The following is a 21,454-nucleotide window of genomic DNA, read 5'->3' on the forward strand; positions in this document are numbered from 1 at the left end:
ATTAGTCTTGTAAAGATTTCTAAACTGGCCTAGGAAAAAATTTGACTATAAAGGTGGAAGATTTTTATGAACTCTAAAATTTCGTCTGATTATGCACCTATCATCCTTGTACCTGGATTCTGGCTCGGCGAATGGGCGTGGGATGACGTCGCCACTGCTCTCCGTTCTGATGGTCATAACGTTAAGGCTCTCACCTTGCCTGGTCTCGAATCAGCTGATGCTGACCGTTCCGTTGTTAACCTGTCCGACCACATCGATGCGATATGTGATGCTGTGAGAGATGCTGGGAAACCTGTCGTACTCGCCGTTCATAGTGGAGCCGCAGTTCCTGGTTACGCCGTAAGTGATCGTATGCCCGAACAGATCGCAGCTATGGTCTATGTTGATACTTTTCCTTCAAAGGGACCGGTATTTTCTAACTTCGAGGGTATCGAGATGCCGTTGCCTCTGTGGGAGGAACTCGATGAGGCCGATATCCGCGGGATGAGCGACGAACACCGTAACCTATTAAAGCAGCGAGCGATTCCCGAACCGGGTGGTGCTGTACGAGAGGAATCTGTTTTAGAAAACGATAAGCGACTCGATGTGCCTAGCATCGTTATCTGCACGTCACACTCGTCTGATGAGATGAAAGCTTTTGTCAAAGAAGGGCATTCATGGCTGAAGGAACTTGCAGAACTGAATGACGTCACATACATTGACCTGCCGACACACCACTGGCCTATGTGGTCGCGTCCAGGGGAGCTAGCTTCAGTTATAGGTGATATTGCACAGCGAGCAAAATCAAAATAATTAGGAGGGATAACCATGACAACAAATCAAACCATCGTTCCGCATTTGTGGTATGACAAAGAGGCGCATGAAGCGGCAGAATTTTATACTTCTATTTTTCCGGACTCCAGAATTACGAATAAAACAACACTGCATGACACACCATCTGGCGACGCCCAATTAATCTCTTTTGAATTGTGGGGACAAAAGTTCATGGCAATCAGTGCAGGGCCTTATTTCAAATTCAATCCGTCGGTGTCTTTCTTCGTTAATTTTGACCCATCACGAGAAAAAGACGCGAGTGAAAAAATTAATGAGGTTTGGAACAAATTGTCCGAAGGCGGCACAGTGTTAATGCCACTTGAAAAGTATCCGTTTAGTGAGAAATATGGCTGGATTCAAGATAAGTTTGGTTTGTCATGGCAGTTAATCCTGACCAATCCAGAAGGTGATGAGAGGCCTCCTATATTGCCTTCTCTCATGTTTGTCGGTGATAGATGCGGTAAAGCGGAAGAAGCTATCAATTTTTATTTATCCGTATTTAGGAATTCAAAGCAAGGCCTAATGGCCCGCTACCCTGGGGGCATGGAACCTGACAAAGAAGGAACTCTCATGTTTGCTGATTTCATGCTTGAAAATCAGTGGTTTGCAGGAATGGATAGCGCGCAAGATCATAATTTCAGTTTCAACGAGGCCATCTCCTTTATGGTATATTGCGACACACAAGAAGAAATTGATTACTACTGGGATAAGCTATCTGCCGTTCCCGAAGCCGAGCAATGCGGTTGGCTGAAAGATAAGTTTGGCGTGTCCTGGCAGATTGTCCCGAGAGAAATGGACGAGATCATGGCGAGTAGCACACCAGAACAAATTGACCGTATTAATAAGGTAATCCTTAAAATGAAGAAGCTTGATCTTGCGGAGATACAGAAAGCGTATAAGGAATAGAGAAAATACTTTCACCACTTGGTTGTATGGAATAGCAATAAAAGAATTAAGGGAATTGCTTAAGTGAAATGGTGTTTTTCATTGACCACACATTTTAGATATGTCTAAATGTGTGGTCCTTTTAATATCAACGGAAGTAATTTTCTAACCCTAAAATCATATTTATTATGGTGGCGATCATTCAGTAAGAGGATTCTGCATATTTTGCAGTTCTTACTATCAAAGACTTTATAGTTCATTACAAAGAATTGATTCCCAAATTACAGCAATGGCTTTATTAAGATAACGGTTATGATTCTTCAAAAATAACGGAGCACTGTTTAGTTGAACAAGAATAAATAAATCAGTAGTTAAAAAACACATCTTTTTACAAAATAAATGGAGGTGGCTTCAAATGAATATAAAGGACCCCGGCTTTAATTATGATGAGAATGGGCAGAAGTATTCCAGTTATAGGCAAACTGATCTGAGGATTTATAACTATATAAAAGAAGCTCTTGGTTCATCAAACACAGTACTCAATGTTGGTGCAGGTAGCGGTTCTTATGAGCCTGCTGACCGATATGTTATCGCAGTAGAACCTTCGTTTTCAATGAGGTTGCAGCGTCTTCAAAATAACAGAAACCCCGCCATTATTGGATCATCAGATTCATTGCCTTTTGATAATGACTCTTTTGATGCTTCGATGGCTACTTTAACCGTTCATCATTGGACAGATCTTGAAAAAGGAATAAAAGAGCTTCGTAGGGTAACAAGAAACCAAATTGTTATTATGACGTATGATCCAGATGCACTTGATATCTTCTGGAACATTCATTATTTTCCTGAAGTAGTTGAGGTAGAAAAGGCTCGATATCCAAAAATAAAAAATATAACTGATATTCTTGGCGGAAACTCATTCATAAGGAAAATTCCTATACCTTTTAATTGTCAAGACGGGTTTCAAGAAGCTTTTTATGGGAGACCAGAAGCTTTCCTTAAAAAGGAAATACGTGAATCTCAATCTGCGTGGGGATTTATTTCTAATGAAATGGAGCAAATCTTAGTTAAAAGATTAGCGGATGATCTCCATTCAGGAAAATGGGATGAAAAATTTGGTTACTATAGGAAAATGCCATTTTTTCATGGAGCACTTCGTCTTATTATTTCAACTAAAGATTAAATTTCCAATTAGGATAAAACTAAATAATTTCCTACCTTTTAGTTATATTAGAGGAATTATTGTCTTCATTATAGAAAAGGAACATTAGGTATCGAAGTTTATTAACAAAGGATTGAATGAATATTCCTTAATAACTGTAGAGAGTTGGGGGAATAAAATGAAAACGTATCTCGAAGAAATAACTAAAGATGTGTATGCTTTTTTAGTGTGGGATGAATCCTGGGACTCATATAATAACTGCTACTTGTTGCTCGAAGACAATGATATTTTACTTATTGACTCGGGAAAAGAAGAACATTCTCGCTTCCTGTTCACGGCTCTAAATAGTAAAGGGATTTCTAATAGTGATGTAACTCAATTTATTGCCACACACGGTCATAAGGACCATATTGGAGGAATTCAACACCTAGGGGAAATAGACTGCTTTATTCATAATAAAGATTTAGATTTGGTCCCAAAGAAACTTAGACACAAGTTAAAGAAAAATCTCCCAGATCATGGTTTAACTGCTGGTTATTTAGAATGTGTCCTCCTTGGTCACCATACAGAAGGTTCTGTTTTACTATATCATCGAGAAACCAAAGTGTTATTTTGTGGAGACCATATTTGCTTCTTTGCAGAACCTTTAAACGATAATAAAGTTATAGATACAGGTACCCTTGAAAGAGAAAAGCTTATACAGTTTGTGTCTGATTGGTCTCAAAACGAAGAAATGAAAAAACAACATAATTTTAATTTATTTATCGAAGGTTTAAAGGTTATTAACAAATTTGATGTTGAATATTTATGTACGGGACACGGTGTGATTTTAAAAGGAGATATTAATAGATTTATCTCGGATTTACTCGAATTTGAATAGTAAATCAAATTACTCAACTAATTGAAGCATTAATCCGAGAAAGGCTTGGATTGATGCTCTTTTTACATCAATTTTAAAAAATATTAACTAGTCGGTTATAATGAAATAGGTATTAATATTAACGAAGGACGTGCAAAGCTATGGATTTCGAAACAGTTATGCAGGAGCTTGAGGCCCTTGGCAAGGAACGAACGAAAAAAATATACATTTCTAATGGTGCCGGGGAGCCGGTTTTTGGTGTGGCTACAGGCGCTATGAAACCAATCGCAAAGAAAATAAAAATAAATCAACATTTAGCTGAAGAGCTTTATGCTACAGGTAATTATGATGCAATGTACTTTGCAGGCATTATTGCAGACCCAAAAGCCATGACTGAATCGGATTTTGATCGCTGGATCGATGCAGCGTATTTTTATATGCTGTCGGATTTTGTCGTGGCTGTAACTTTATCAGAGTCAGATATTGCACAAGAAGTTGCTGATAAATGGATCGAAAGTGGTGAAGAACTGAGAATGTCAGCGGGCTGGAGTTGCTACTGCTGGCTTTTAGGGAATCGTCCAGACCATGAATTTTCCGAAACCAAGCTTTCCAATATGCTTGAAATGGTGAAAAATACGATTCACGATCAGCCAGAACGAACGAAATCGGCTATGAATAATTTTTTATACACCGTGGGTACCTCATATTTGCCGCTCCATGAAAAGGCTCTCGAGACCGCAAAGGCTGTAGGTATAGTAGAAGTCAAACGAGACAATAAAAAAAGTAGCTTCCTAAAAGCTTACGAAAGTATTCAAAAAGAAATTGATAAAGGAAGAATTGGTTTCAAACGCAAATATGTAAGATGTTAACAATAAGCCTCACATCGGAGTGTAAATCCAAGTAGGATTTACACTCCTTTTTGTTGAAGTTAATGAACTAACGTGACAGGTTAGTGCCATAAGAAAGCAATAATACACGAGGGGGAAATAGGATGAGAAGAAAGACTAATTATTTACCTAATAGCCTTTTTGATAATTACTTCAGGCTGTATGTCTGAAATGAAAAAACAAAAAATAACTATTCAAAAGCGAATTGGCGAAGAAAATATTTTTGAAGACTACAAAGAAATCACACAAAGCAAACAAGTGCAAAGAGCGATAGAGATAGTGAAAGGTGCTAATTTGGAAAATACAAAGGTAGAAATGGCACGTTTTGCTGACTATCAATTTCAATTCCCTTTTAAAAATAGTAGTGAAGCCAAAATAGCTTCATATTTACTATGGGTTAGTCCAAATGGTGAAAATCTCGAAATTGTCACCGATAGCGGTAGATATGTGAAATTAACAAAAAAGGATTCGGCAAACCTTTATGAAATTTTATTTGGAGATTCATTGAATAAATAATTTCTTAACTTTATATACTCTTAAACTACCGGGGGAGATTCTTTAATAACGAAGGGTCGCATTTTCCTAATTGAAGTAACCAAGAAGGATACTTCAAGATGATGAACCCTTTTAAACTTTATTGAATCAATACCACTATTAAACCGAGGAGGTGTTGCTATGAAAATGAGAATTTTTTTAATACTTGTTGGGATATTATTTGTTTCTGCTTGTGGCCAAGAAACTATTAATGAAGAACACAAAGTATATTTATCCAACAAAGGTTGGGAAATTAAAAAGTCAATCGAAGTTGAAACCTTTATATTAGATACTCCTGAAGAAATGATTAGTAATTATGATGCATTTTTGAGTGAGTATTTAGGAGAAGAAGTTACACAATATTTCTATGAGTTAAAAGAAAAAGATGTTGAAGGAAAACGTTTAAAAGCAGTAGTATACGAAGCAGAAGAAAAAATCATTGGGGGTTATGGAATCCTTCCAAGTTGGACTCCCGGTGGATTTAATTTGGACGATAAAGAACGTCTAATCAATGATCAAATGATTAAACAATAAAAGTCGATACTGGTTAGAAATTAAGTTCTTCTTTAGTCGAATAGGTATACTTCTTCACATAGAAAAAAATAGCCGAACTTCCAATTAGGAACATCGACTTGTCTCTTAAAAAACAGAAATACTTCATAACAGAAAAAGTTACGGTCTCACTAAAAATTATCAATTAATGAGCATTCGACATTTTATCTTTTTGCCAATTGGCGGGATTGGTATCATCCGGGATCACTTGATTGATAATGTCAAGGTAGTGAGTTGCCTTATCTTCCATATATTTTACTGTTCGTTTTGCTTCCTCAAACTGAGTTTCAGCAATCTCTTTTTGTTTTAAAATGATTTCATAGCGTTCTTGAATGGTACTATCACCTTTCAAACACAAATCTACATATGTCTTAATGTCTTCCACTGACATACCACATTTTTTTAAAAATTTTACACCTGTAAGCCAATTAATGGACTTTTCATCAAAAAGACGATTATTATTTTTATCACGCTGTAATGTTGGAACTAATCCTTTATCCGTATAAAAACGAACGGTATGTTCAGTCAGATCAAGTAGCTTAGCCACTTCTTTCACAGTATACAATGTAACCCCTCCTCTGTTTTTTATAAAAGATACTTGTAACCTCTTGACTTCGTGTTACACGAAGGTGGTAGGCTTATACTAGCACAATAATACTGATATTGGAAAACCAGGAAATATTCAGGAGGGTAAGTATGGAAAAGAGAAAATTAAGAGATTTAGAAGTATCTGCTGTAGGTTTTGGAGCTATGGGTTTCAGTCATGGTTATGGACCTGCTCCTGAAAAGAATGAAGCAATTAAACTTATGAGACAAGCATTCGATTTGGGCTGTACATTCTTTGATACAGCAGAAGGCTATGGTAATGGAGAAAACGAAAGACTTGTTGGAGAAGCATTAAAACCTATTCGAAACCAAGTTGTGCTTGCTACCAAGTTTAGAGTATCAAATGAAGAAGCCCATTCTAAAGAACAGTTGGAGAAAAGTATTCGAAATCATATAGAAGCTTCTTTAAAAAGACTTGGAACAGATTACATTGATCTCTATTATCAACATAGAATAAACAAAGATATTCCAGTTGAGGATATAGCTTATGTAATGGGTAAGTTAATTAAGGAAGGAATAATTCTTGGATGGGGACAGTCACAATCAACGGTTGATGAAATTAGACGTGCCCACGCAGTAACCCCGTTAACAGCGATCCAAAGTGAATACTCAATAATGGAGCGTATGTTCGAAAGAGATGTTATTCCTTTATGTAAGGAGCTTAGGATTGGATTTGTTCCATTTTCCCCCTTAGCGAGTGGATTCCTATCAGGTAAAGTTAGTGTTGATACTCATTATGTTGGGGATGACGTGAGGAGAGTTATTACACGTTTTGATAAAGAGAATATTCATGCCAATCAGCCCTTACTAGATTTAATTACTTCTTTCGCCGAGGAAAAAGGAGCAACACCTGCACAAATATCACTTGCTTGGATGTTGCATAAAAAAGATTTTATTGTTCCGATACCTGGTTCTAGAAAAATCGAACGAATTAAAGAAAACCTGGGTGCAGCAAAAGTAATTTTAACGAAAGAAGAATTTGAGCAGATTGAATTACAATTGGCAAAGATAAAGATTCACGGAAATAGAACAGATGAAGATATTGCTAAATTAAGATTTAAAAAATAATAAGCTATTATATTTAGTAATTCTCAAGAATCTATCTATATTTAAATTATCTATGCTGTTTTCAAAATAATAAAAAAGGTCTTGTTTTTTAAGGAGGTAAAAAATGGATTACATTTCACCGAAAGAACCTGTGTTAAAGGTGAAACGGTGGCCTAAAGATACCATAGCTGCGGGTCGTCGTCATACCGTTGGGCTTAAATCTGACGGAACGGTGACGGCTGTCGGTGATAATAAATATGGCCAATGTGATGTAAGCGGCTGGCGCGATATTGTGGCGGTTGCGGCTGGTATTCATATGGCCACGAACACTGGTAATGCTCATACAATCGGGCTTAAATCTGACGGTACTGTGGCGGCTGTGGGTTGGAATAAGCATGATCAATGCGATGTAAACGACTGGCGCGATATTGTAGCGGTTGCGGCAGGTTGGCGTCATACCATTGGGCTTAAATCGGATGGCACGGTGATTGCTGTGGGCCGAAATAATGAAGTTGAATGCAATGTAAGTGGCTGGCATGATATTGTGGCGATCGCTGCGGGTGACTGGCATACCATCGGGCTTAAATTGGACGGAACGGTGATGGCCGTGGGTAATAATCGGTATCGCCAATGCAATGTAAGTGGCTGGTGCGATATTGTGGCGGTCGCGGCAGGTTATCTTCATACCATCGGGCTTAATTCGGACGGAACGGTGACGGCTGTGGGCTTGAATAATGACCAATGCGATGTAAGCGGCTGGCGTGGTATTGTGGCGATAGCAGTGGGTAGTAAACATACCATCGGCCTTAAAGCAGACGGTACTGTTGAGGCTGTGGGTTGGAATGAGTATGGCCAATGTAATGTAAGTGATTGGCGCGATATTGTGGCGATTGCGGCGGGTTGTGCCCATACCGTCGGTCTTAAAGCGGACGGCACGATGGTTGCTGTGGGTGATAATGAATATGGCCAATGCGATGTAAGCGGCTGGCGCGGCATCCAACTGCCCAAGAATTAGTTTTCGGGTAAAAATGATACAGTTCCTGCAACTTATAAATCACCTCTCCACACTTGCATAGTGGAGGGGTGATGAGAGACTTTTTTATACCCTGGAATTTTGGCGGTATGCACTTTTGCACGAAAAATAATACTAAAGTGATTTGGATAGTATGAAATAATTGATGAAATTAAAAATGTCTGAAGGTGTGTCAGTACCTTAAGTACATACATTAGCATGTTTCTATACAAGGGGGGACTGGCACCAGAGGAACTTAATCCACCTGAGCCGCTAACTCAATGGTGGATTATTTTTTTGGTTAAATGACAGCAACGCTACTCCGAACACAATCATGAGAGAAATTCATCATAAAGTTGTTTAAAAACTCCCATTATCTTATTCCATTAACTGGCCATTTAATGGAATAAGACTTCTGAACAAATGGGATAATAAATCGTATCATATGGGGGTTCTGATGATGGATAAAAGGAAAGATTTTATCATTTAGTACATGAGTGATTCCCTGGTTTACACCATTGATGGGAAAATTCATTTGTTCACTTTCTTCCATTCACATAATTTAATGAGGAGGAATTAGATTGAAGAAAGTTTTGAAACTTCTTTTGTTCGTAGTAGCCGGTTTAGTAGTTATCCTAAGTGGTTTGTTCCTGGAAACTTCAACTGGGTTTGCTGCAGAACACAAAAACCAATGGACATCGGTAGATATAAAAGCGATGACTTTTAATCTAAGAAACAAAAATAACAATGATTCCTCGCCACACTCTTGGAAAGAAAGAGTTCCTACCATTGGAAAACTGATTAGCATGGAGAATCCTGATATCATTGGGACGCAAGAGGTGCTATATACACAACTACAAGATGTAAAAAGTAATTTTCCTCGTTATAATTGGATTGGCGGAAATCGCGGAAAATACTCTGCTATTTTGTATAAAGAAAAAGATTATAACGTACTACAGTATGGCCATTTTTGGTTATCCGATACACCAGAGGTAATTGGTTCAAAATCATGGGGAAACAAAATTCCAAGAATGGTTACTTGGGCAAAATTTCTTGATAAAAAAAGCAATAAACAGTTCTATTTCATCAATACACACTTTGATCATCAATCTGCCAATGCCAGGAAAAAAAGTGCAAAATTAATTCTTAAAGCAACAAAAGAATTTGATCAAGAGTTACCGGTTATTTTAACAGGTGACTTCAATGCCGGGCCAAATAGTCTTCCACACCAAATTTTAACAAGTGATGGAGGATTTGATGATTTATGGGAAACAGCTAAGACAAGAATTAATGAAGACTTAGGAACATTTAATGGTTTTGTTGATCCTACTGGTGAAGGACCTGACAAGCGTATTGACTGGATTCTCGGAAAAGGAAACCTTACAACTAATGAAATTGAAATCGTAAACTTTCAAAAGAATGGCCAATTTCCAAGTGATCATTTCCCAGTGCTTGCTGACATCTCCTTAACTTACAACAAATAAGAGAATAAAATGAGCCAAGACCATTGATATAAATGAATGGTGTTTGGCTTTTTTGAGTTGCGGTAAAGGATTACTGATCCTTAAACGTTTGTTAAATGAACTTACATAATATGACCGCTATACAATTATAATATTGTATGGCTTTTTTGTGCGTGTTATGATGATTCAAATCTAGTTGGATGTTTAATAAAAAATGGGGTTAGGTTGCTAGAAAGGTAGGTTAGCTTATGTTACAGAAAGAAAGTGTAGAAGAATTAGACGCTCAAACAGCTTCTTTACAAAGCTACATTCGTTATCCAGAAAAACAGAAGAAGCTATACAAGCGTACATTATTCGTTGTAAGTATTTCACAAATTTTTGGTGGTGCAGGATTAGCAGCAGGCGTTACTGTGGGGGCACTTCTTGCACAACAAATGCTCGGTACTGATGCGTATGCTGGACTACCTTCAGCTTTACTTACTTTAGGGTCTGCAGGAGCGGCTTTATTAGTAGGGAGACTTTCGCAAGCGTTCGGTCGTCGTATAGGTCTATCAACTGGTTTTATGATTGGTGGACTTGGAGCAATCGGGGTCATTTTTTCAGCAATAATAAATAGTGTTTTTCTTTTATTTACTTCCCTACTTGTCTATGGCGCAGGGTCAGCAACAAATTTACAAGCTCGTTATGCAGGTACGGACTTAGCAAATAGTAAACAACGAGCGACTGCTATTAGTATTACATTAGTTTTTACTACATTTGGTGCAGTTGCAGGTCCTAATTTAGTAGACGTGATGGGCGATTTTGCCCTTTCTATTGGTGTTCCATCACTTACTGGTCCTTTCATTTTAGGAGCAGCAGCATATATCTTAGCAGGTGTTGTCCTTTTCATAATGCTTCGTCCAGATCCATTCGTTATAGCTAGAATGATAGAAGCAACCAACCAAGAACCTAGCGTTAAAGGACATTTGGCAACAACCGAACATACAGAAAACAAAAGAGGTATAATCGTTGGTGCAACGATTATGGTTCTTACTCAAATTGTAATGGTAGCTATTATGACAATGACACCAGTTCACATGATGCACCATGGACATAGCTTGGGAGCAGTAGGTCTTGTCATTGGATTTCATATAGGTGCCATGTATCTCCCTTCACTAGTTACAGGTGTCCTCGTTGATAAATTGGGGCGTACTGTAATGGCTATTGCTTCTGGAGCTACGTTACTTCTGGCAGGTTTAATAGGAGCATTTGCACCAGGAGAATCTATAGTTCTCCTGGTAATTGCTCTTTCTTTACTTGGATTAGGATGGAATTTTGGTTTAATAAGTGGGACAGCACTAATTGTTGATTCAACTGAAACTGCCACACGGGCTAAAACTCAAGGTACAGTGGATGTTTTAATTGCGTTGTCAGGAGCTACTGGCGGAGCAATGTCGGGAATGATTGTGTCCGGTTCAAGTTATCTAGCATTATCATTTACTGGAGGGATTTTATCTCTATTACTTATTCCAGTAGTGATATGGTCTCGTAGAGGCTAAAAATAAGCCAGATTGTTTTACAAAAACAGTATTTTTGGGGGAAATATCATGAAAAAAGGTCAATTAGAAGTTATTAACTTACATAATTTAATCCAAGACCAAACGGACTATACCAATTTTATCGTAAGCGAAGTTAATGACCACGCTCTTAGAATAGCGGTTATAAATGGGGAATTCCACTGGCACAAACACGAGGATTGCGATGAATTATTTTATGTATTAGAAGGTGAACTATTTATAGACTTAGAAAACAATGAAACAGTATCTCTAAAACCAGGTGAAGTATTTACCATTCCAGCTAATACAATGCATCGAACTCGTTCAAATGAACGCACAGTTAATTTATGTTTTGAAAGAACCAGTAATGATATAAACAGATAGATATCTACGTATTAATTTTATTAACAAGGCTGTTTCAATAGCTTTTTTTCTCAGCTTTTAAGATGCTAATTTAAATCACCCATGGACTTCCATATAATTGGAAGTCCATTTTACTATCGCTAAAACAATAAACTAACAAAGCCATCTCATATTTTCCAGAATCTTAACTATACAGTGCCATTAGGAGATGTTTCAAACTTTTTTGTAATCTGTACTTTACTTTATGTAAAGTTTATATTACATTATGTATAACTCATTTTACAAAACGTAAGATAAATAATACAAAGGGGGTAAACCATGACCTATCAAGAAAAGAAAAGCATCGTATCGTTGATCAGTGCCATACTCATTTTCGGAACTTATTGCTTGTACATGTTCCCGCAGCGTCCAGAGGGTGGGTTGGAGTCGCTGGAAACCTTTCGCTATTGGGGCTCGTTCGTCCTCATCCTGACTTTGTTTTCAATAATCGCACATATCCTTATCAGCATTTTTTTTAACATCATATTTAGAATGACGACTGGGGAAAAGGAACCAACATTTGCGGATGAACTTGATAAGTTAATTGAATTGAAAGCGAACCGAATTTCTTTTTTTGTTTTTATCATCGGCTTTCTACTTGCAATGGGATCGCTGGTTATTTATCAGCCGTCACAGGTAATGTTCATTATCCTGATTTTTTCAGGGTTCATTTCCGATGTGACTGGATCCATTACGAAACTTTATCATTATCGGAAAGGAGTCTAAAAATGGGCAAAAAACTTGTCGGCAATCATATCAGAAGATTACGATTCGACCATAATGAAATGACCCAGCAGCAACTGGCTGACAAGGTAGGCGTAACAAGACAAACCATCGTAGCTCTCGAAAAGGGAAACTATTCCCCATCACTAGAACTTGCTTTTCGCATTGCTCTTGCTTTTGACTTACCGTTGGAGGAGGTATTCTTCTATGGGGACAACACCAAGAAGTAAGAACTATGATGGTTTTTTGCTTTACCGTTTTTGAATTTAGTAAGAGAAGGGGATAAAAAATGAATTCAAATAAAAAAGCAGCAAAAATTGTGGGATCACTATTTATACTTGCATCAGTTACGGCGGTAATTGGTCTATACTTATACAATCCTATCCTAAATGGTTCTGATTACCTGATTAAAGGTTCGGAAAACGCCAACCAAGTGATAACAGGAGCGTTGATGGAGTTAATTCTCGTCGTTTCAGCGGTTGGTACAGCAACTATAATGTTTCCATTTTTAAGAAAGTACAATGAAACGATTGCTCTTTGGCATGTTTGTTTCAGGTTTCTTGAAGCGATTATCATTACGGTTGGTGTAATTAGCGTGCTGTCCCTATTAACTCTAAGTCGGGAATATGTAGCAGCGGGTGCTCCGGATATCGCCTCGTTTCAAGCTTCAGGTATTTTGTTAAAATCAGTACATGATTGGACATTTATGCTTGGTCCCAATTTCATGCTGGGCATTAATACGATGATGTACAGTTATATATTTTATAAATCAAAGCTCGTTCCGAGATTTATACCTATCTTGGGTATGTTAGGGGCAACTCTTATTTTTTTGGCAGCATTGTTAGAAATGTACGGAGTAATTCAACAAGTTTCGGTTTGGGGCGCTATACTGGCGCTGCCAGTAGCAGCTAATGAAATGATTTTAGCAGTATGGCTCATCTTTAAAGGATTCAATGAATCTGCACTGGCTAACCTGTCTACAAAAAAGAAAACGTTTGGGGAGGAAAGTTAATGAAAGCCATCGTTTACAAAAAATATGGTTCACCCGATGTTCTTAATTTGACAGAAGTTGATAAACCTATCCCTGATGATAATAAGGTACTGGTTAAGATTCATGCAGCATCCTTGAACTATGGTAATCTAGTACTTCTGAAAGGTGAGCCCTTCTTAGCACGTTTTGCCTTCGGTCTTCTACAACCAAAATACACCATACCCGGAGGTGACATTGCGGGTCGAGTCGAAGCAGTTGGTAAAGATGTTACACAGTTTAAGCCGGGTCAAGAAGTATTTGGAGACCTTTCCGCTTCTGGTTGGGGTGGCTTTGCTGAGTATGTATCTGTTCCTGAGAATGCATTAGCTTTAAAACCAGAAAATCTCACATTTGAGGAAGCTGCTGCGGTACCTATGGCGGCAGTAACGGCCTTACAAGGTCTAAGGGATAAAGGTAAGATTCAGGCGGGACAGAAGGTATTGATTAATGGTGCCTCTGGTGGTGTTGGAAGTTTTGCAGTACAGCTTGCCAAATCTTTCGGGGCAGAAGTAACGGGTGTTTGCAGTACAAGAAATTTAGAAATCCTTCGATCCATTGGCGCAGATCATGTCGTTGATTATACGAAAGACGATTTTACCGAAAAAGGACAGAAGTATGATTTGATTCTTGGTGTTAACGGACACCATCCGATTACAGCTTATAAGCGGTCCCTAAATGCTAATGGAACTTTCATTCATGTCGGAGGATCGGGTGCACAAATGTTTCAAACAATGACCTTAGGGTCTTGGTTCTCACTCTCTGGAAGGAAAAAAATGTCTACCTTACTTCAAAGGCAAAACCAAAATGATTTAATTTATGTGAAAGAACTCCTTGAAGTCGGAAAGGTAAAACCAATCATTGATAAAACTTTTAAGATGAATGAAGTTGTAGAAGCTTTCACATATTTTGAACAAGGGCACGCTCAAGGAAAAGTTATCGTAATTATTTGAAAAAACATAAGAATAATAAGTGAATACCATGAAGATGGGCGATACTTTAAGTTGGTATCGCTTTTTATGATCATTAATTTGCTTATTGTTTGTGAAGTAATTCACTTAAAGTATCGAGTGCGTTAATTTAAGTTTCCGATTAAAATAATTAATTACTTCCATATAATTGAAAATAAATTTTACTATTATACAAACTTTAACAAAACCATCTTTTAAAAATTTATAATGTAATAATACTTAATTTTATTTCTAATCGAAGTTATCCCTAATAATGCGAACGGGGCAGTTAGTTCAATAAAAAACTAGTTTGCCCACGTTTTCTTGCTGATATATTTTAACCAAATTTTTTTAAAAGCAACATTGATAATAACTCGCCTAAAACGGGATTTTATTAGGAAACTGTGAATTTCCATGATTCTCCCTTCATTATCATAGATTCCCGGATTCTGATGCGTTAGTGGTTAAAATGTAGTCAAGTCGCTCCCGTCGGATTCTTTAGAATGGCTTAACGACCATAAGCACCAATATGGCAATCATCAGAAGCTGTGCCGCCGTCTCGATTGGTACGATCTTTTTCATCAACGGTCCGAAATCGGCGGGTATTTCATTACCCTGGTCTTGACATTCAGATACGATCTTTATGATCTTTTTCATACGCGGCTCGATCAATCCGTCGATCATGACGACCATGAGCAGCGATAAAAGGAAGGATACATTCAGCCACATTTGAGATAACCCCATCTTGGTTATGATCATAAGCCAAACCCCGGTTATAATAAGTAAGGCTCCGCCGATTTTAGGTATTATGGCAAGCCTGGTCGTTATACCTAAAGCAAAGCGCAGCTGATCGACGGTTCTAGCGGATCTTCGAATGATGGGCATCACGAAAGCTGGACCAATTATGGCGATCGAAGCCAATATATGCAAAACGAGCAGTAATCCAAACAAACCGATTATCTCCCTTCTCCTCAGTGCACCGGAACATCGCTTTGATAGGCAAGACCGACCCTTTTTCTTTTAAAGGATCCTTCGAGCTCTATATGGTCCAGCATACATTTCGCGACATCGTCATAAGCAACATCCAGCTCTTGAAGTCGGCAGAACAAGTGACGGGCTATATCTGCCTCGGAATATTCCTTGATCATCTCCGGAATCGGAACGGGCAAGGTTTCCATTGTTACATGCAGATGAACCGGATCTGGATGCTCTATCGAATCAATCATTGTTCCTGGACACATAATGGACCAATCGAGCTGAGTCTGCTGTAACCGTTCAAAATTCCGGTTGTGATTTTTATACTCAGGCGGGAAGCCGGATAAATTGTTGCCGATAATATCGGTATATGGTATATCAAGCAGTCCGGCTCCTCCCATTATCCATACCCGCCCAGAGAAACTAGGTTGGAATTCACATTGGGTTATAATGTTATCGACAATACGAACAAACTCTTCTCCCTGGCCCGCATGACCGGCTGCAATAATAGCGGCGTCTTGATGCGCTAGCGCCTCACCGACGCTGACCGGGTCCATAATATCGTCCACGATTACCTTCACATGCTGTGCGGAATGCTCTCCTAGTTGATGATAAAGCTTCTCAGAATTTCGCACAAATGCGGTCATTTCATGCCCCATTTTTATCCCTTGCGCCAACACTCTTTTTCCTATATTCCCCGTCGCTCCAAAAACAATAATTTTCATTGTTCTTTCCTCCTCTTAAATGGCTCTTAATATTTGGTTAACTCAAGCTTATAACCGTTTTAAGATTATGTTAAGAACCCACTTTAAAGTAAGGTACTTACTTAATAGTAAGCATGACAGAATGAGATGACTTAATTGTTCACGCGGAGTTCGAGAGAACAGGAAATTTCTAAAGACAGATTGGCGACAATCCTACACTATCAAGAGTTTTATTAACTCAAACCCGAAAATTAATTGCATAACAGGAGTGCCGACTGTAGGTAAACAAAAGCTGCCCGGTATCCCGTGGCAGCATTTGTTTTGAGTTGATTGAATTAGTGTATAGGTTCATTGAACCAGCTTTAAGACACTGATTCTTTATATTTCCGCTTATTATGATTTTCTCCCCAAGCACACATGACTTCTGCTACAGGGATCAATGTTTTGCCGTATTCACTAAGGGAATATTCTACTTTTGGAGGGATGGTAGGGTAGATCGTTCTATCGACTATGCCTTCTCGTTCCAAATCTCGGAGATGTTGTGAAAGCATTTTTTGTGAAACATCAGGTATAAGCTTTTCCAGATTGTTGAATCGCTTATTGGATTCAATCAAATGCCATAAAATCATTGGCTTCCATTTGCCACCTAAAACATGAATGAGTGTCTCAACTGGACATTCACGCTGATGAATCATTGATAAATCCTCCCCTTACTTTTAAGTAAGTGCATTATCTAAAGTAAACACTTAACAAAATTTTACAAGAGGTATACTAACAGGTCAATCAAATGAAACTAAAAAGGATAAAAAAGGATTGTAGAAGTGGATTTCAGGAACAAGTATAGATCTGGGCTTTTACGATTGCCGAAATTAGTTGCATGGTAGAAAATAGATGGATGTCCATCTTGTCATAAACAAAGTTCCAGTATGTAAAATAAAGATTGGACATTTATAATAAAGTTTGACTAAAATCTGTTTTTACAGGACTTTTTTCTTTAACTATAGGGGCAGCATTCCTGTAATAAATGAAATTATTTCTAAAGTTTGTGAAAAAATGCACTTAATCTAACGGGTGCGGTACTTTAATAAGCTAATAAATAACTATGGACTTCCATATCATTGGAAGTCCATTTTACTATTATTAAAACATAAACCTTTAACAAAGCCATTTTCAATCTTATATTCTTTTGAAAAAACCAAACGTCATTCATTCTTCGTAAAATAGTTTACGGGACGAATTTCGATGCGCCAGCCAAACTCCTCTCCCCTACTTACTTGCGTTGTTGGATGAAGCAAGGCTATCTGAATAGCTTCTTCCATGTCATTTGCTTCTATTAGGAATACACTTCCGATCAATTCTTTTGTTTCAGTAAAAGGTCCATCCGTCACCCTTACCTTTCCATTTTCACGACGCAAAGATTTCGTCTCCTTTGCAAGACCAGCATCTATTATTACTTTCCCACTGTTGTAGAATTCCTTTAAGTGGGGCTCACATTCTGCCATAACAGCATCAATTTCATGTTGTGGACGGGCATCCATTTTTTCTGCATTAAAATAACCTTTACATAGATATATCATCTTAATCTCTCCTTAGGATTTTAATATTTGTTTTTCTACTATAATGACGATCATTAAAGAACAAAATCGACATAATGAAAAAACTCCACAAATTGTTTTAAAAGAAAGTTCTTTTACCTTAATCTTTTATTGAAAGGGTTGGAATTTTTTCCATAAAAAACTCATTCAGTTCCGAAGCAATCATCTTTGTATTGAGTTTCTTTGTATGGCCAAGACCCTTTTTACTTATCAAGTTCGCGTTAGGAAGTACATTGGCAAGCGCTCGAGAAGCATGACGCAGCGAAGCCGGACTTTCAGTCCCTTCTAAAACAATCGTAGGCATTGTGACCGTTCTCCACTCTTCTGAGGAAAGTGAGTTACCACCTATATATGCTTCCAATAGTGTTGCATCGTAAGGGAGTGTATGTGCCACGGCCAATAGGTTAGACCACACCCCAGGAATGACTTTCATCATAGTGACAACGAATGTTGGCGCTCCCATGCCCTTCGTCATAAAATACTTAACAGCCTCCTCCCGACGATCAGCAGCAATTAGTTCAGTAACACGGGATACGAAATTTTCGGGCGGTTTTGGATCGGTAGCATCTACTACGAATGGAGGCTCATGAAGGGCTAATTTCTTAATGTTTAATCCGCTAGCAGCTGCCCGTAGTGCAAGAACGGCTCCTGATGATAATCCCCAAACAAAGGCAGAACCACCCGCCTCATCGAGTATTGCCTCAAGATCCTCAATTTCGCGTGCTATATCGTAAGGCTGTGCGTCTCCGCTATCACCTCGTCCACGCCGGTCGTAATTGTAAACAGTAAAATGCTCCGACAGCAGATTGGCTAGCTGAACCTGCCCTGGAAATTTTCGATAGCTGAAAGCACCTGCAACCATTACTAGAGCTGGCCCTTGACCGACCTTGTCATATGCGATTTTTGTTCCATCCTTTGAAATGACTGTGTACATTTGAATCTCCTTTCATATGTGAAATTTTCTATTATCATTTCGAGCTTCTACTTATACAACGATTAGGAATAAATTAAAACGACACAGTGGAAACAATTATAAAAAATATTTTATAGATATTATTTTCTTTAGGGTTTTGGAATTTACCTGCAACCTTGATGTATGGTGAAAAAACTGTTGAAACCTTCTGGGAAAATTGAACGTAATAAAATAAATGAATTGAGGTGATGGACATGGATGTAGAGGAAGTTTTCTTTTCGGGCTTTGAAAATTCTATGTTTGATCTTGTGCCAATTTTTATCGGTATTATCTTTGTAATTGTTATTATTTCTATTATCGTTGGGGCTGCCAAAGGAATTAACCAATGGCAAAAAAATGAGCAATCGCCACGCTTATCTGTCCCCGCCGTTGTAAAGACAAAGAGGACAAATGTTAGTAGACATTCCCAAATGGATACGAATGAAATTCACTCACATCATACAAGTACAACGTATTATGTCACTTTTGAGTTTGAAAGTGGCGATCGCTCGGAATTCATAGTATCCGGGACAGAATATGGACAGCTAGCAGAAGGTGATGTGGGCGTTCTTACTTTTCAAGGGACACGTTATCTTGGATTTGAGAGGAATCTAGGCTAGGGAAAACATCTATTAACTCAAGTAAATCATCAATGATAAAATCGTGCGAAAGCTCATCTCTGAGCGAAATTGAAATTGCATCCAATCGAAACGGGCACACTTCTTATTCCGTTCGTGAGCCCGTTTCTTAAACATCTGTTAACTAATATTTATATAGATGAACTACATTGATTACAAATCGCTTTTTTTGAATGACAACAAGAATCTGATTCAAATGAGTTTTCATATTCATCATGACGACGAAGCCATGTCTTGCCGTTGCCGTCACTGCGTCCAGGTGGTTGTTCCCAGTCCTCCTGCCTCCCAAGAGCTGTTAAATCGAGGTAGTTGAAGGTGCCAATTAGTAGGTCAGTTCCACGGGCGTAAGTCGTATACGTGTGAAAAATCCTTTCACCATCGCGAAGAAAAGTACTAAACCCAGGCACTTCCATTGACTGTACGGAATCAAGGGGTACGCCCTTCTTAACAAGCTCGTCCTTGGTCAAGTAGTTATATTCGATCGGAGCGACGGATTCGTCCAGTGTAGCATGAAAGTCATAGTTGAAGTCGCTATCGAAGGACGAGTACCAAGGAATATTCCAACCCATGCGTTCCTTGTAGCGTTGGAGTTTGGGAAGTGGAGCACGGGATATCAGAGCCAGTGACGTGTTACGTGCATGCAGGTGAGCGAGATGGCCGATGTTGTCCGCAGCGAGAGAGCAAGCCGGACAACCCGCTTCCCAATCAGGATCAAACATGAAGTGCTGAACGATAAGCTGAGAACGTCCTTCAAACAGATCAAGCAGACTAGCCCTGCCATGTGGCCCCTCGAAGACATAGTTCTTTTCAATCTCTACCATTGGGAGTCGACGGCGCTCGGCGTTCAGCGCATCCCGTGCTCTAGTGAATTCCTTCTCTTTGACCAGCAGTTCCTTACGAGCAACAAGCCATTGGTCACGCGACACGACCTTTGGAAGTTGAGTATGAATTTGCGTTTTTTTCATATCGTCTTCTCCTTTTTTGTTTTCTTAAGCTTATCAAACACGATGGTTATGGACTTCTTCTACATTGCTAAAAACATTTCCTCTATTTTCTTTCATCGCTTTTTTTCTATTAACTGGTCCTTATATGTAGTTTGTTATGAAAGAGACAATATGGAGTGAAATGAATAAAATATGGAGGAAAATTGTGGAAATATAGCAAAATTGAAATATAGAGATGGTACGCATCAAACGGGCCAGATAGTTGAAGAAGAATTTATCCAAGAGAAAAAACAACTTGTTATAGGGTTAAAATAATAACAAAAGAACTCTGTTTAAATTATTGAACAGAGTTCTAGAAAAAATTTGTTAAAATTATTTAATGAGCAGTATAACCGCCATCGATTACTACAGCTTGTCCTGTTACACTTTTTGCTTTGTCGCTTGCTAAGAATAGAGCATAATCAGCAACTTCGCTTACGTCTAGTAATTTCTTTTGCGGGACTTCAGCAAGGATCACTTCTTCTAGAGCGCGATCTTCAGGAATATTACGAGTTTTTGCTAAATCGGCAACTTGCCCGCGAACAAGTGGAGTATCTACATAACCAGGTGCAAGGGCATTCACTGTAATTCCATGGTTAGCTCCTTCTAGTGCCGCTACTTTTGTTAAACCAATTACACCGTGTTTAGCACTGTTGTAAGCTGCTTTACCAGCAAACCCGATTAAGCCATTAATAGAAGCAATGTTGATAATTCGGCCCCAACCTTGCTCTTTCATAATAGGGAACACTGCTTTTGTAAGAATGAATGGAGCGGTCAACATGATTTTAATCATTAATTCAAATTTAACAGTTGGAAACTCTTCAATTGGAGCTACATGTTGTAACCCAGCATTATTTATTAAAATATCGATTCGGCCATATTTTTCTTTCGTTTCATTGACTAAATTTTGAAGATCTTCTTCACTCGTAACATCTGCTTTAATACCAATTGATTCATAGCCAAGTTTTTTAAGTGATTCTGCCACTTCCTTTACCCCTTCTTCATTAATATCAGAAAGGACCACTTTAGCACCATTTGCGGCAAAGTGTTTACCAATTTCAAATCCAATACCTCGAGCTGATCCTGTAATCATAACCACTTTATTATTAACCAAAACAACATACCTCCATTATAAATGTAAATTTATTAG

The 21,454-nt window shown here is 38.4% G+C and carries 25 protein-coding genes; 17 read left to right on the forward strand and 8 right to left on the reverse strand.

Going from position 1 to position 21,454, the window contains the following annotated elements:
* The first annotated feature begins 66 nt into the window (after nt 1-66).
* The 7 genes from KHA97_RS15540 (at nt 67) to KHA97_RS15570 (ending at nt 5,674) form a co-directional block, all read left to right on the forward strand.
* Entirely contained in the window at nt 67-792 is a 726-nt protein-coding gene (locus KHA97_RS15540; protein ID WP_213125608.1) for an alpha/beta fold hydrolase, read from the forward strand.
* 15 nt (nt 793-807) lie between these two features.
* The gene (locus KHA97_RS15545) at nt 808-1,719 is read left to right on the forward strand and encodes a VOC family protein (RefSeq protein WP_213125609.1); all 912 of its coding nucleotides are present in this window, start codon (nt 808-810) and stop codon (nt 1,717-1,719) included.
* A 394-nt stretch (nt 1,720-2,113) separates the two neighbouring features.
* The gene (locus KHA97_RS15550) at nt 2,114-2,881 is read left to right on the forward strand and encodes a class I SAM-dependent methyltransferase (RefSeq protein ID WP_213125610.1); all 768 of its coding nucleotides are present in this window, start codon (nt 2,114-2,116) and stop codon (nt 2,879-2,881) included.
* Between the two features lie 157 nt (nt 2,882-3,038).
* Complete coding sequence (locus KHA97_RS15555; protein ID WP_213125611.1) at nt 3,039-3,740, forward strand: MBL fold metallo-hydrolase; 702 nt, start codon at nt 3,039-3,041, stop codon at nt 3,738-3,740.
* Nucleotides 3,741-3,880: 140 nt separating this feature from the next.
* A complete protein-coding gene (locus KHA97_RS15560) occupies nt 3,881-4,588 on the forward strand; it encodes a DNA alkylation repair protein (protein ID WP_213125612.1) in 708 nt (235 codons plus the stop codon).
* Between the two features lie 189 nt (nt 4,589-4,777).
* A complete protein-coding gene (locus KHA97_RS15565; RefSeq protein WP_213125613.1) occupies nt 4,778-5,122 on the forward strand; it encodes a hypothetical protein in 345 nt (114 codons plus the stop codon).
* 159 nt (nt 5,123-5,281) lie between these two features.
* The gene (locus tag KHA97_RS15570; protein ID WP_213125614.1) at nt 5,282-5,674 is read left to right on the forward strand and encodes a DUF4830 domain-containing protein; all 393 of its coding nucleotides are present in this window, start codon (nt 5,282-5,284) and stop codon (nt 5,672-5,674) included.
* A gap of 163 nt (nt 5,675-5,837) precedes the next feature.
* Here KHA97_RS15570 and KHA97_RS15575 read toward each other — a convergent pair whose 3' ends face one another.
* Nucleotides 5,838-6,257: a MerR family transcriptional regulator gene (locus KHA97_RS15575; RefSeq protein ID WP_213125615.1), complete on the reverse strand. Its 420-nt coding sequence runs from the start codon at nt 6,255-6,257 to the stop codon at nt 5,838-5,840.
* Between the two features lie 131 nt (nt 6,258-6,388).
* Between KHA97_RS15575 and KHA97_RS15580 the strand changes: the two genes are divergently transcribed.
* From KHA97_RS15580 to KHA97_RS15620, 9 genes are all read left to right on the forward strand, one after another.
* Nucleotides 6,389-7,366 (forward strand): aldo/keto reductase, encoded by a 978-nt coding sequence (locus KHA97_RS15580; protein ID WP_213125616.1) that lies wholly within the window; start codon nt 6,389-6,391, stop codon nt 7,364-7,366.
* Between the two features lie 103 nt (nt 7,367-7,469).
* Nucleotides 7,470-8,360, forward strand: a complete 891-nt coding sequence (locus KHA97_RS15585; protein WP_213125617.1) for an RCC1 domain-containing protein — start codon at nt 7,470-7,472, stop codon at nt 8,358-8,360.
* Nucleotides 8,361-8,938: 578 nt separating this feature from the next.
* On the forward strand, nt 8,939-9,841 hold the full coding sequence (locus KHA97_RS15590) for an endonuclease/exonuclease/phosphatase family protein (protein WP_213125618.1): 903 nt from the start codon (nt 8,939-8,941) through the stop codon (nt 9,839-9,841).
* Nucleotides 9,842-10,068: 227 nt separating this feature from the next.
* Nucleotides 10,069-11,358 carry an MFS transporter gene (locus tag KHA97_RS15595; RefSeq protein WP_213125619.1) on the forward strand — a complete coding sequence of 430 codons (1,290 nt, stop codon included), beginning with the start codon at nt 10,069-10,071 and terminating at the stop codon, nt 11,356-11,358.
* Between the two features lie 48 nt (nt 11,359-11,406).
* A complete protein-coding gene (locus KHA97_RS15600; protein WP_213125620.1) occupies nt 11,407-11,739 on the forward strand; it encodes a cupin domain-containing protein in 333 nt (110 codons plus the stop codon).
* 297 nt (nt 11,740-12,036) lie between these two features.
* The gene (locus KHA97_RS15605; RefSeq protein ID WP_213125621.1) at nt 12,037-12,483 is read left to right on the forward strand and encodes a hypothetical protein; all 447 of its coding nucleotides are present in this window, start codon (nt 12,037-12,039) and stop codon (nt 12,481-12,483) included.
* A 2-nt stretch (nt 12,484-12,485) separates the two neighbouring features.
* The gene (locus KHA97_RS15610) at nt 12,486-12,710 is read left to right on the forward strand and encodes a helix-turn-helix transcriptional regulator (RefSeq protein WP_213125622.1); all 225 of its coding nucleotides are present in this window, start codon (nt 12,486-12,488) and stop codon (nt 12,708-12,710) included.
* 59 nt (nt 12,711-12,769) lie between these two features.
* Nucleotides 12,770-13,492 carry a DUF4386 domain-containing protein gene (locus tag KHA97_RS15615; RefSeq protein ID WP_213125623.1) on the forward strand — a complete coding sequence of 241 codons (723 nt, stop codon included), beginning with the start codon at nt 12,770-12,772 and terminating at the stop codon, nt 13,490-13,492.
* The gene (locus KHA97_RS15620; protein ID WP_213125624.1) at nt 13,492-14,460 is read left to right on the forward strand and encodes an NAD(P)-dependent alcohol dehydrogenase; all 969 of its coding nucleotides are present in this window, start codon (nt 13,492-13,494) and stop codon (nt 14,458-14,460) included. Before KHA97_RS15615 ends, KHA97_RS15620 begins: the two co-directional genes overlap by 1 nt.
* Nucleotides 14,461-14,955: 495 nt before the next feature.
* Here the strand turns inward: KHA97_RS15620 and KHA97_RS15625 are convergent, their stop codons facing one another.
* From KHA97_RS15625 to KHA97_RS15645, 5 genes are all read right to left on the reverse strand, one after another.
* Nucleotides 14,956-15,414 carry a DUF2269 family protein gene (locus KHA97_RS15625; RefSeq protein WP_213125813.1) on the reverse strand — a complete coding sequence of 153 codons (459 nt, stop codon included), beginning with the start codon at nt 15,412-15,414 and terminating at the stop codon, nt 14,956-14,958.
* Nucleotides 15,415-15,428: 14 nt separating this feature from the next.
* Nucleotides 15,429-16,157: an NAD(P)-dependent oxidoreductase gene (locus tag KHA97_RS15630; protein ID WP_213125625.1), complete on the reverse strand. Its 729-nt coding sequence runs from the start codon at nt 16,155-16,157 to the stop codon at nt 15,429-15,431.
* 341 nt (nt 16,158-16,498) lie between these two features.
* Complete coding sequence (locus tag KHA97_RS15635) at nt 16,499-16,831, reverse strand: winged helix-turn-helix transcriptional regulator (protein WP_213125626.1); 333 nt, start codon at nt 16,829-16,831, stop codon at nt 16,499-16,501.
* 507 nt (nt 16,832-17,338) lie between these two features.
* Nucleotides 17,339-17,713, reverse strand: coding sequence for a YciI family protein (locus KHA97_RS15640; protein WP_213125627.1), 375 nt, complete (start codon nt 17,711-17,713; stop codon nt 17,339-17,341).
* Nucleotides 17,714-17,831: 118 nt separating this feature from the next.
* Nucleotides 17,832-18,665 carry an alpha/beta fold hydrolase gene (locus tag KHA97_RS15645; RefSeq protein WP_213125628.1) on the reverse strand — a complete coding sequence of 278 codons (834 nt, stop codon included), beginning with the start codon at nt 18,663-18,665 and terminating at the stop codon, nt 17,832-17,834.
* 233 nt (nt 18,666-18,898) lie between these two features.
* On the opposite strand from KHA97_RS15645, the gene KHA97_RS15650 reads away from it, so the two are divergent.
* Entirely contained in the window at nt 18,899-19,303 is a 405-nt protein-coding gene (locus KHA97_RS15650; RefSeq protein ID WP_213125629.1) for a DUF2500 domain-containing protein, read from the forward strand.
* A gap of 149 nt (nt 19,304-19,452) precedes the next feature.
* Here KHA97_RS15650 and KHA97_RS15655 read toward each other — a convergent pair whose 3' ends face one another.
* Nucleotides 19,453-20,286 carry a DUF899 domain-containing protein gene (locus KHA97_RS15655; protein WP_213125630.1) on the reverse strand — a complete coding sequence of 278 codons (834 nt, stop codon included), beginning with the start codon at nt 20,284-20,286 and terminating at the stop codon, nt 19,453-19,455.
* Nucleotides 20,287-20,641: 355 nt separating this feature from the next.
* Nucleotides 20,642-21,418 (reverse strand): 3-hydroxybutyrate dehydrogenase, encoded by a 777-nt coding sequence (locus KHA97_RS15660; protein WP_213125631.1) that lies wholly within the window; start codon nt 21,416-21,418, stop codon nt 20,642-20,644.
* Nucleotides 21,419-21,454 lie beyond the last annotated feature (36 nt).

The sequence above is a fragment of the Lederbergia citri genome (genome assembly GCF_018343625.1).
Taxonomy (GTDB): Bacteria; Bacillota; Bacilli; order Bacillales; family Bacillaceae_C; genus Lederbergia; species Lederbergia citri.

Excerpts from the sequence above, each read along its gene's own strand:
- KHA97_RS15540 (WP_213125608.1), top strand. The coding sequence starts at position 67 with ATGAACTCTAAAATTTCGTCTGATTATGCACCTATCATCCTTGTACCT.
- KHA97_RS15545 (WP_213125609.1), top strand. The coding sequence starts at position 808 with ATGACAACAAATCAAACCATCGTTCCGCATTTGTGGTATGACAAAGAG.
- KHA97_RS15550 (WP_213125610.1), top strand. The coding sequence starts at position 2,114 with ATGAATATAAAGGACCCCGGCTTTAATTATGATGAGAATGGGCAGAAG.
- KHA97_RS15555 (WP_213125611.1), top strand. The coding sequence starts at position 3,039 with ATGAAAACGTATCTCGAAGAAATAACTAAAGATGTGTATGCTTTTTTA.
- KHA97_RS15560 (WP_213125612.1), top strand. The coding sequence starts at position 3,881 with ATGGATTTCGAAACAGTTATGCAGGAGCTTGAGGCCCTTGGCAAGGAA.
- KHA97_RS15565 (WP_213125613.1), top strand. The coding sequence starts at position 4,778 with ATGAAAAAACAAAAAATAACTATTCAAAAGCGAATTGGCGAAGAAAAT.
- KHA97_RS15570 (WP_213125614.1), top strand. The coding sequence starts at position 5,282 with ATGAAAATGAGAATTTTTTTAATACTTGTTGGGATATTATTTGTTTCT.
- KHA97_RS15580 (WP_213125616.1), top strand. The coding sequence starts at position 6,389 with ATGGAAAAGAGAAAATTAAGAGATTTAGAAGTATCTGCTGTAGGTTTT.
- KHA97_RS15585 (WP_213125617.1), top strand. The coding sequence starts at position 7,470 with ATGGATTACATTTCACCGAAAGAACCTGTGTTAAAGGTGAAACGGTGG.
- KHA97_RS15595 (WP_213125619.1), top strand. The coding sequence starts at position 10,069 with ATGTTACAGAAAGAAAGTGTAGAAGAATTAGACGCTCAAACAGCTTCT.
- KHA97_RS15600 (WP_213125620.1), top strand. The coding sequence starts at position 11,407 with ATGAAAAAAGGTCAATTAGAAGTTATTAACTTACATAATTTAATCCAA.
- KHA97_RS15605 (WP_213125621.1), top strand. The coding sequence starts at position 12,037 with ATGACCTATCAAGAAAAGAAAAGCATCGTATCGTTGATCAGTGCCATA.
- KHA97_RS15610 (WP_213125622.1), top strand. The coding sequence starts at position 12,486 with ATGGGCAAAAAACTTGTCGGCAATCATATCAGAAGATTACGATTCGAC.
- KHA97_RS15615 (WP_213125623.1), top strand. The coding sequence starts at position 12,770 with ATGAATTCAAATAAAAAAGCAGCAAAAATTGTGGGATCACTATTTATA.
- KHA97_RS15620 (WP_213125624.1), top strand. The coding sequence starts at position 13,492 with ATGAAAGCCATCGTTTACAAAAAATATGGTTCACCCGATGTTCTTAAT.
- KHA97_RS15630 (WP_213125625.1), bottom strand. The coding sequence starts at position 16,157 with ATGAAAATTATTGTTTTTGGAGCGACGGGGAATATAGGAAAAAGAGTG.
- KHA97_RS15635 (WP_213125626.1), bottom strand. The coding sequence starts at position 16,831 with ATGATTCATCAGCGTGAATGTCCAGTTGAGACACTCATTCATGTTTTA.
- KHA97_RS15640 (WP_213125627.1), bottom strand. The coding sequence starts at position 17,713 with ATGATATATCTATGTAAAGGTTATTTTAATGCAGAAAAAATGGATGCC.
- KHA97_RS15645 (WP_213125628.1), bottom strand. The coding sequence starts at position 18,665 with ATGTACACAGTCATTTCAAAGGATGGAACAAAAATCGCATATGACAAG.
- KHA97_RS15650 (WP_213125629.1), top strand. The coding sequence starts at position 18,899 with ATGGATGTAGAGGAAGTTTTCTTTTCGGGCTTTGAAAATTCTATGTTT.
- KHA97_RS15655 (WP_213125630.1), bottom strand. The coding sequence starts at position 20,286 with ATGAAAAAAACGCAAATTCATACTCAACTTCCAAAGGTCGTGTCGCGT.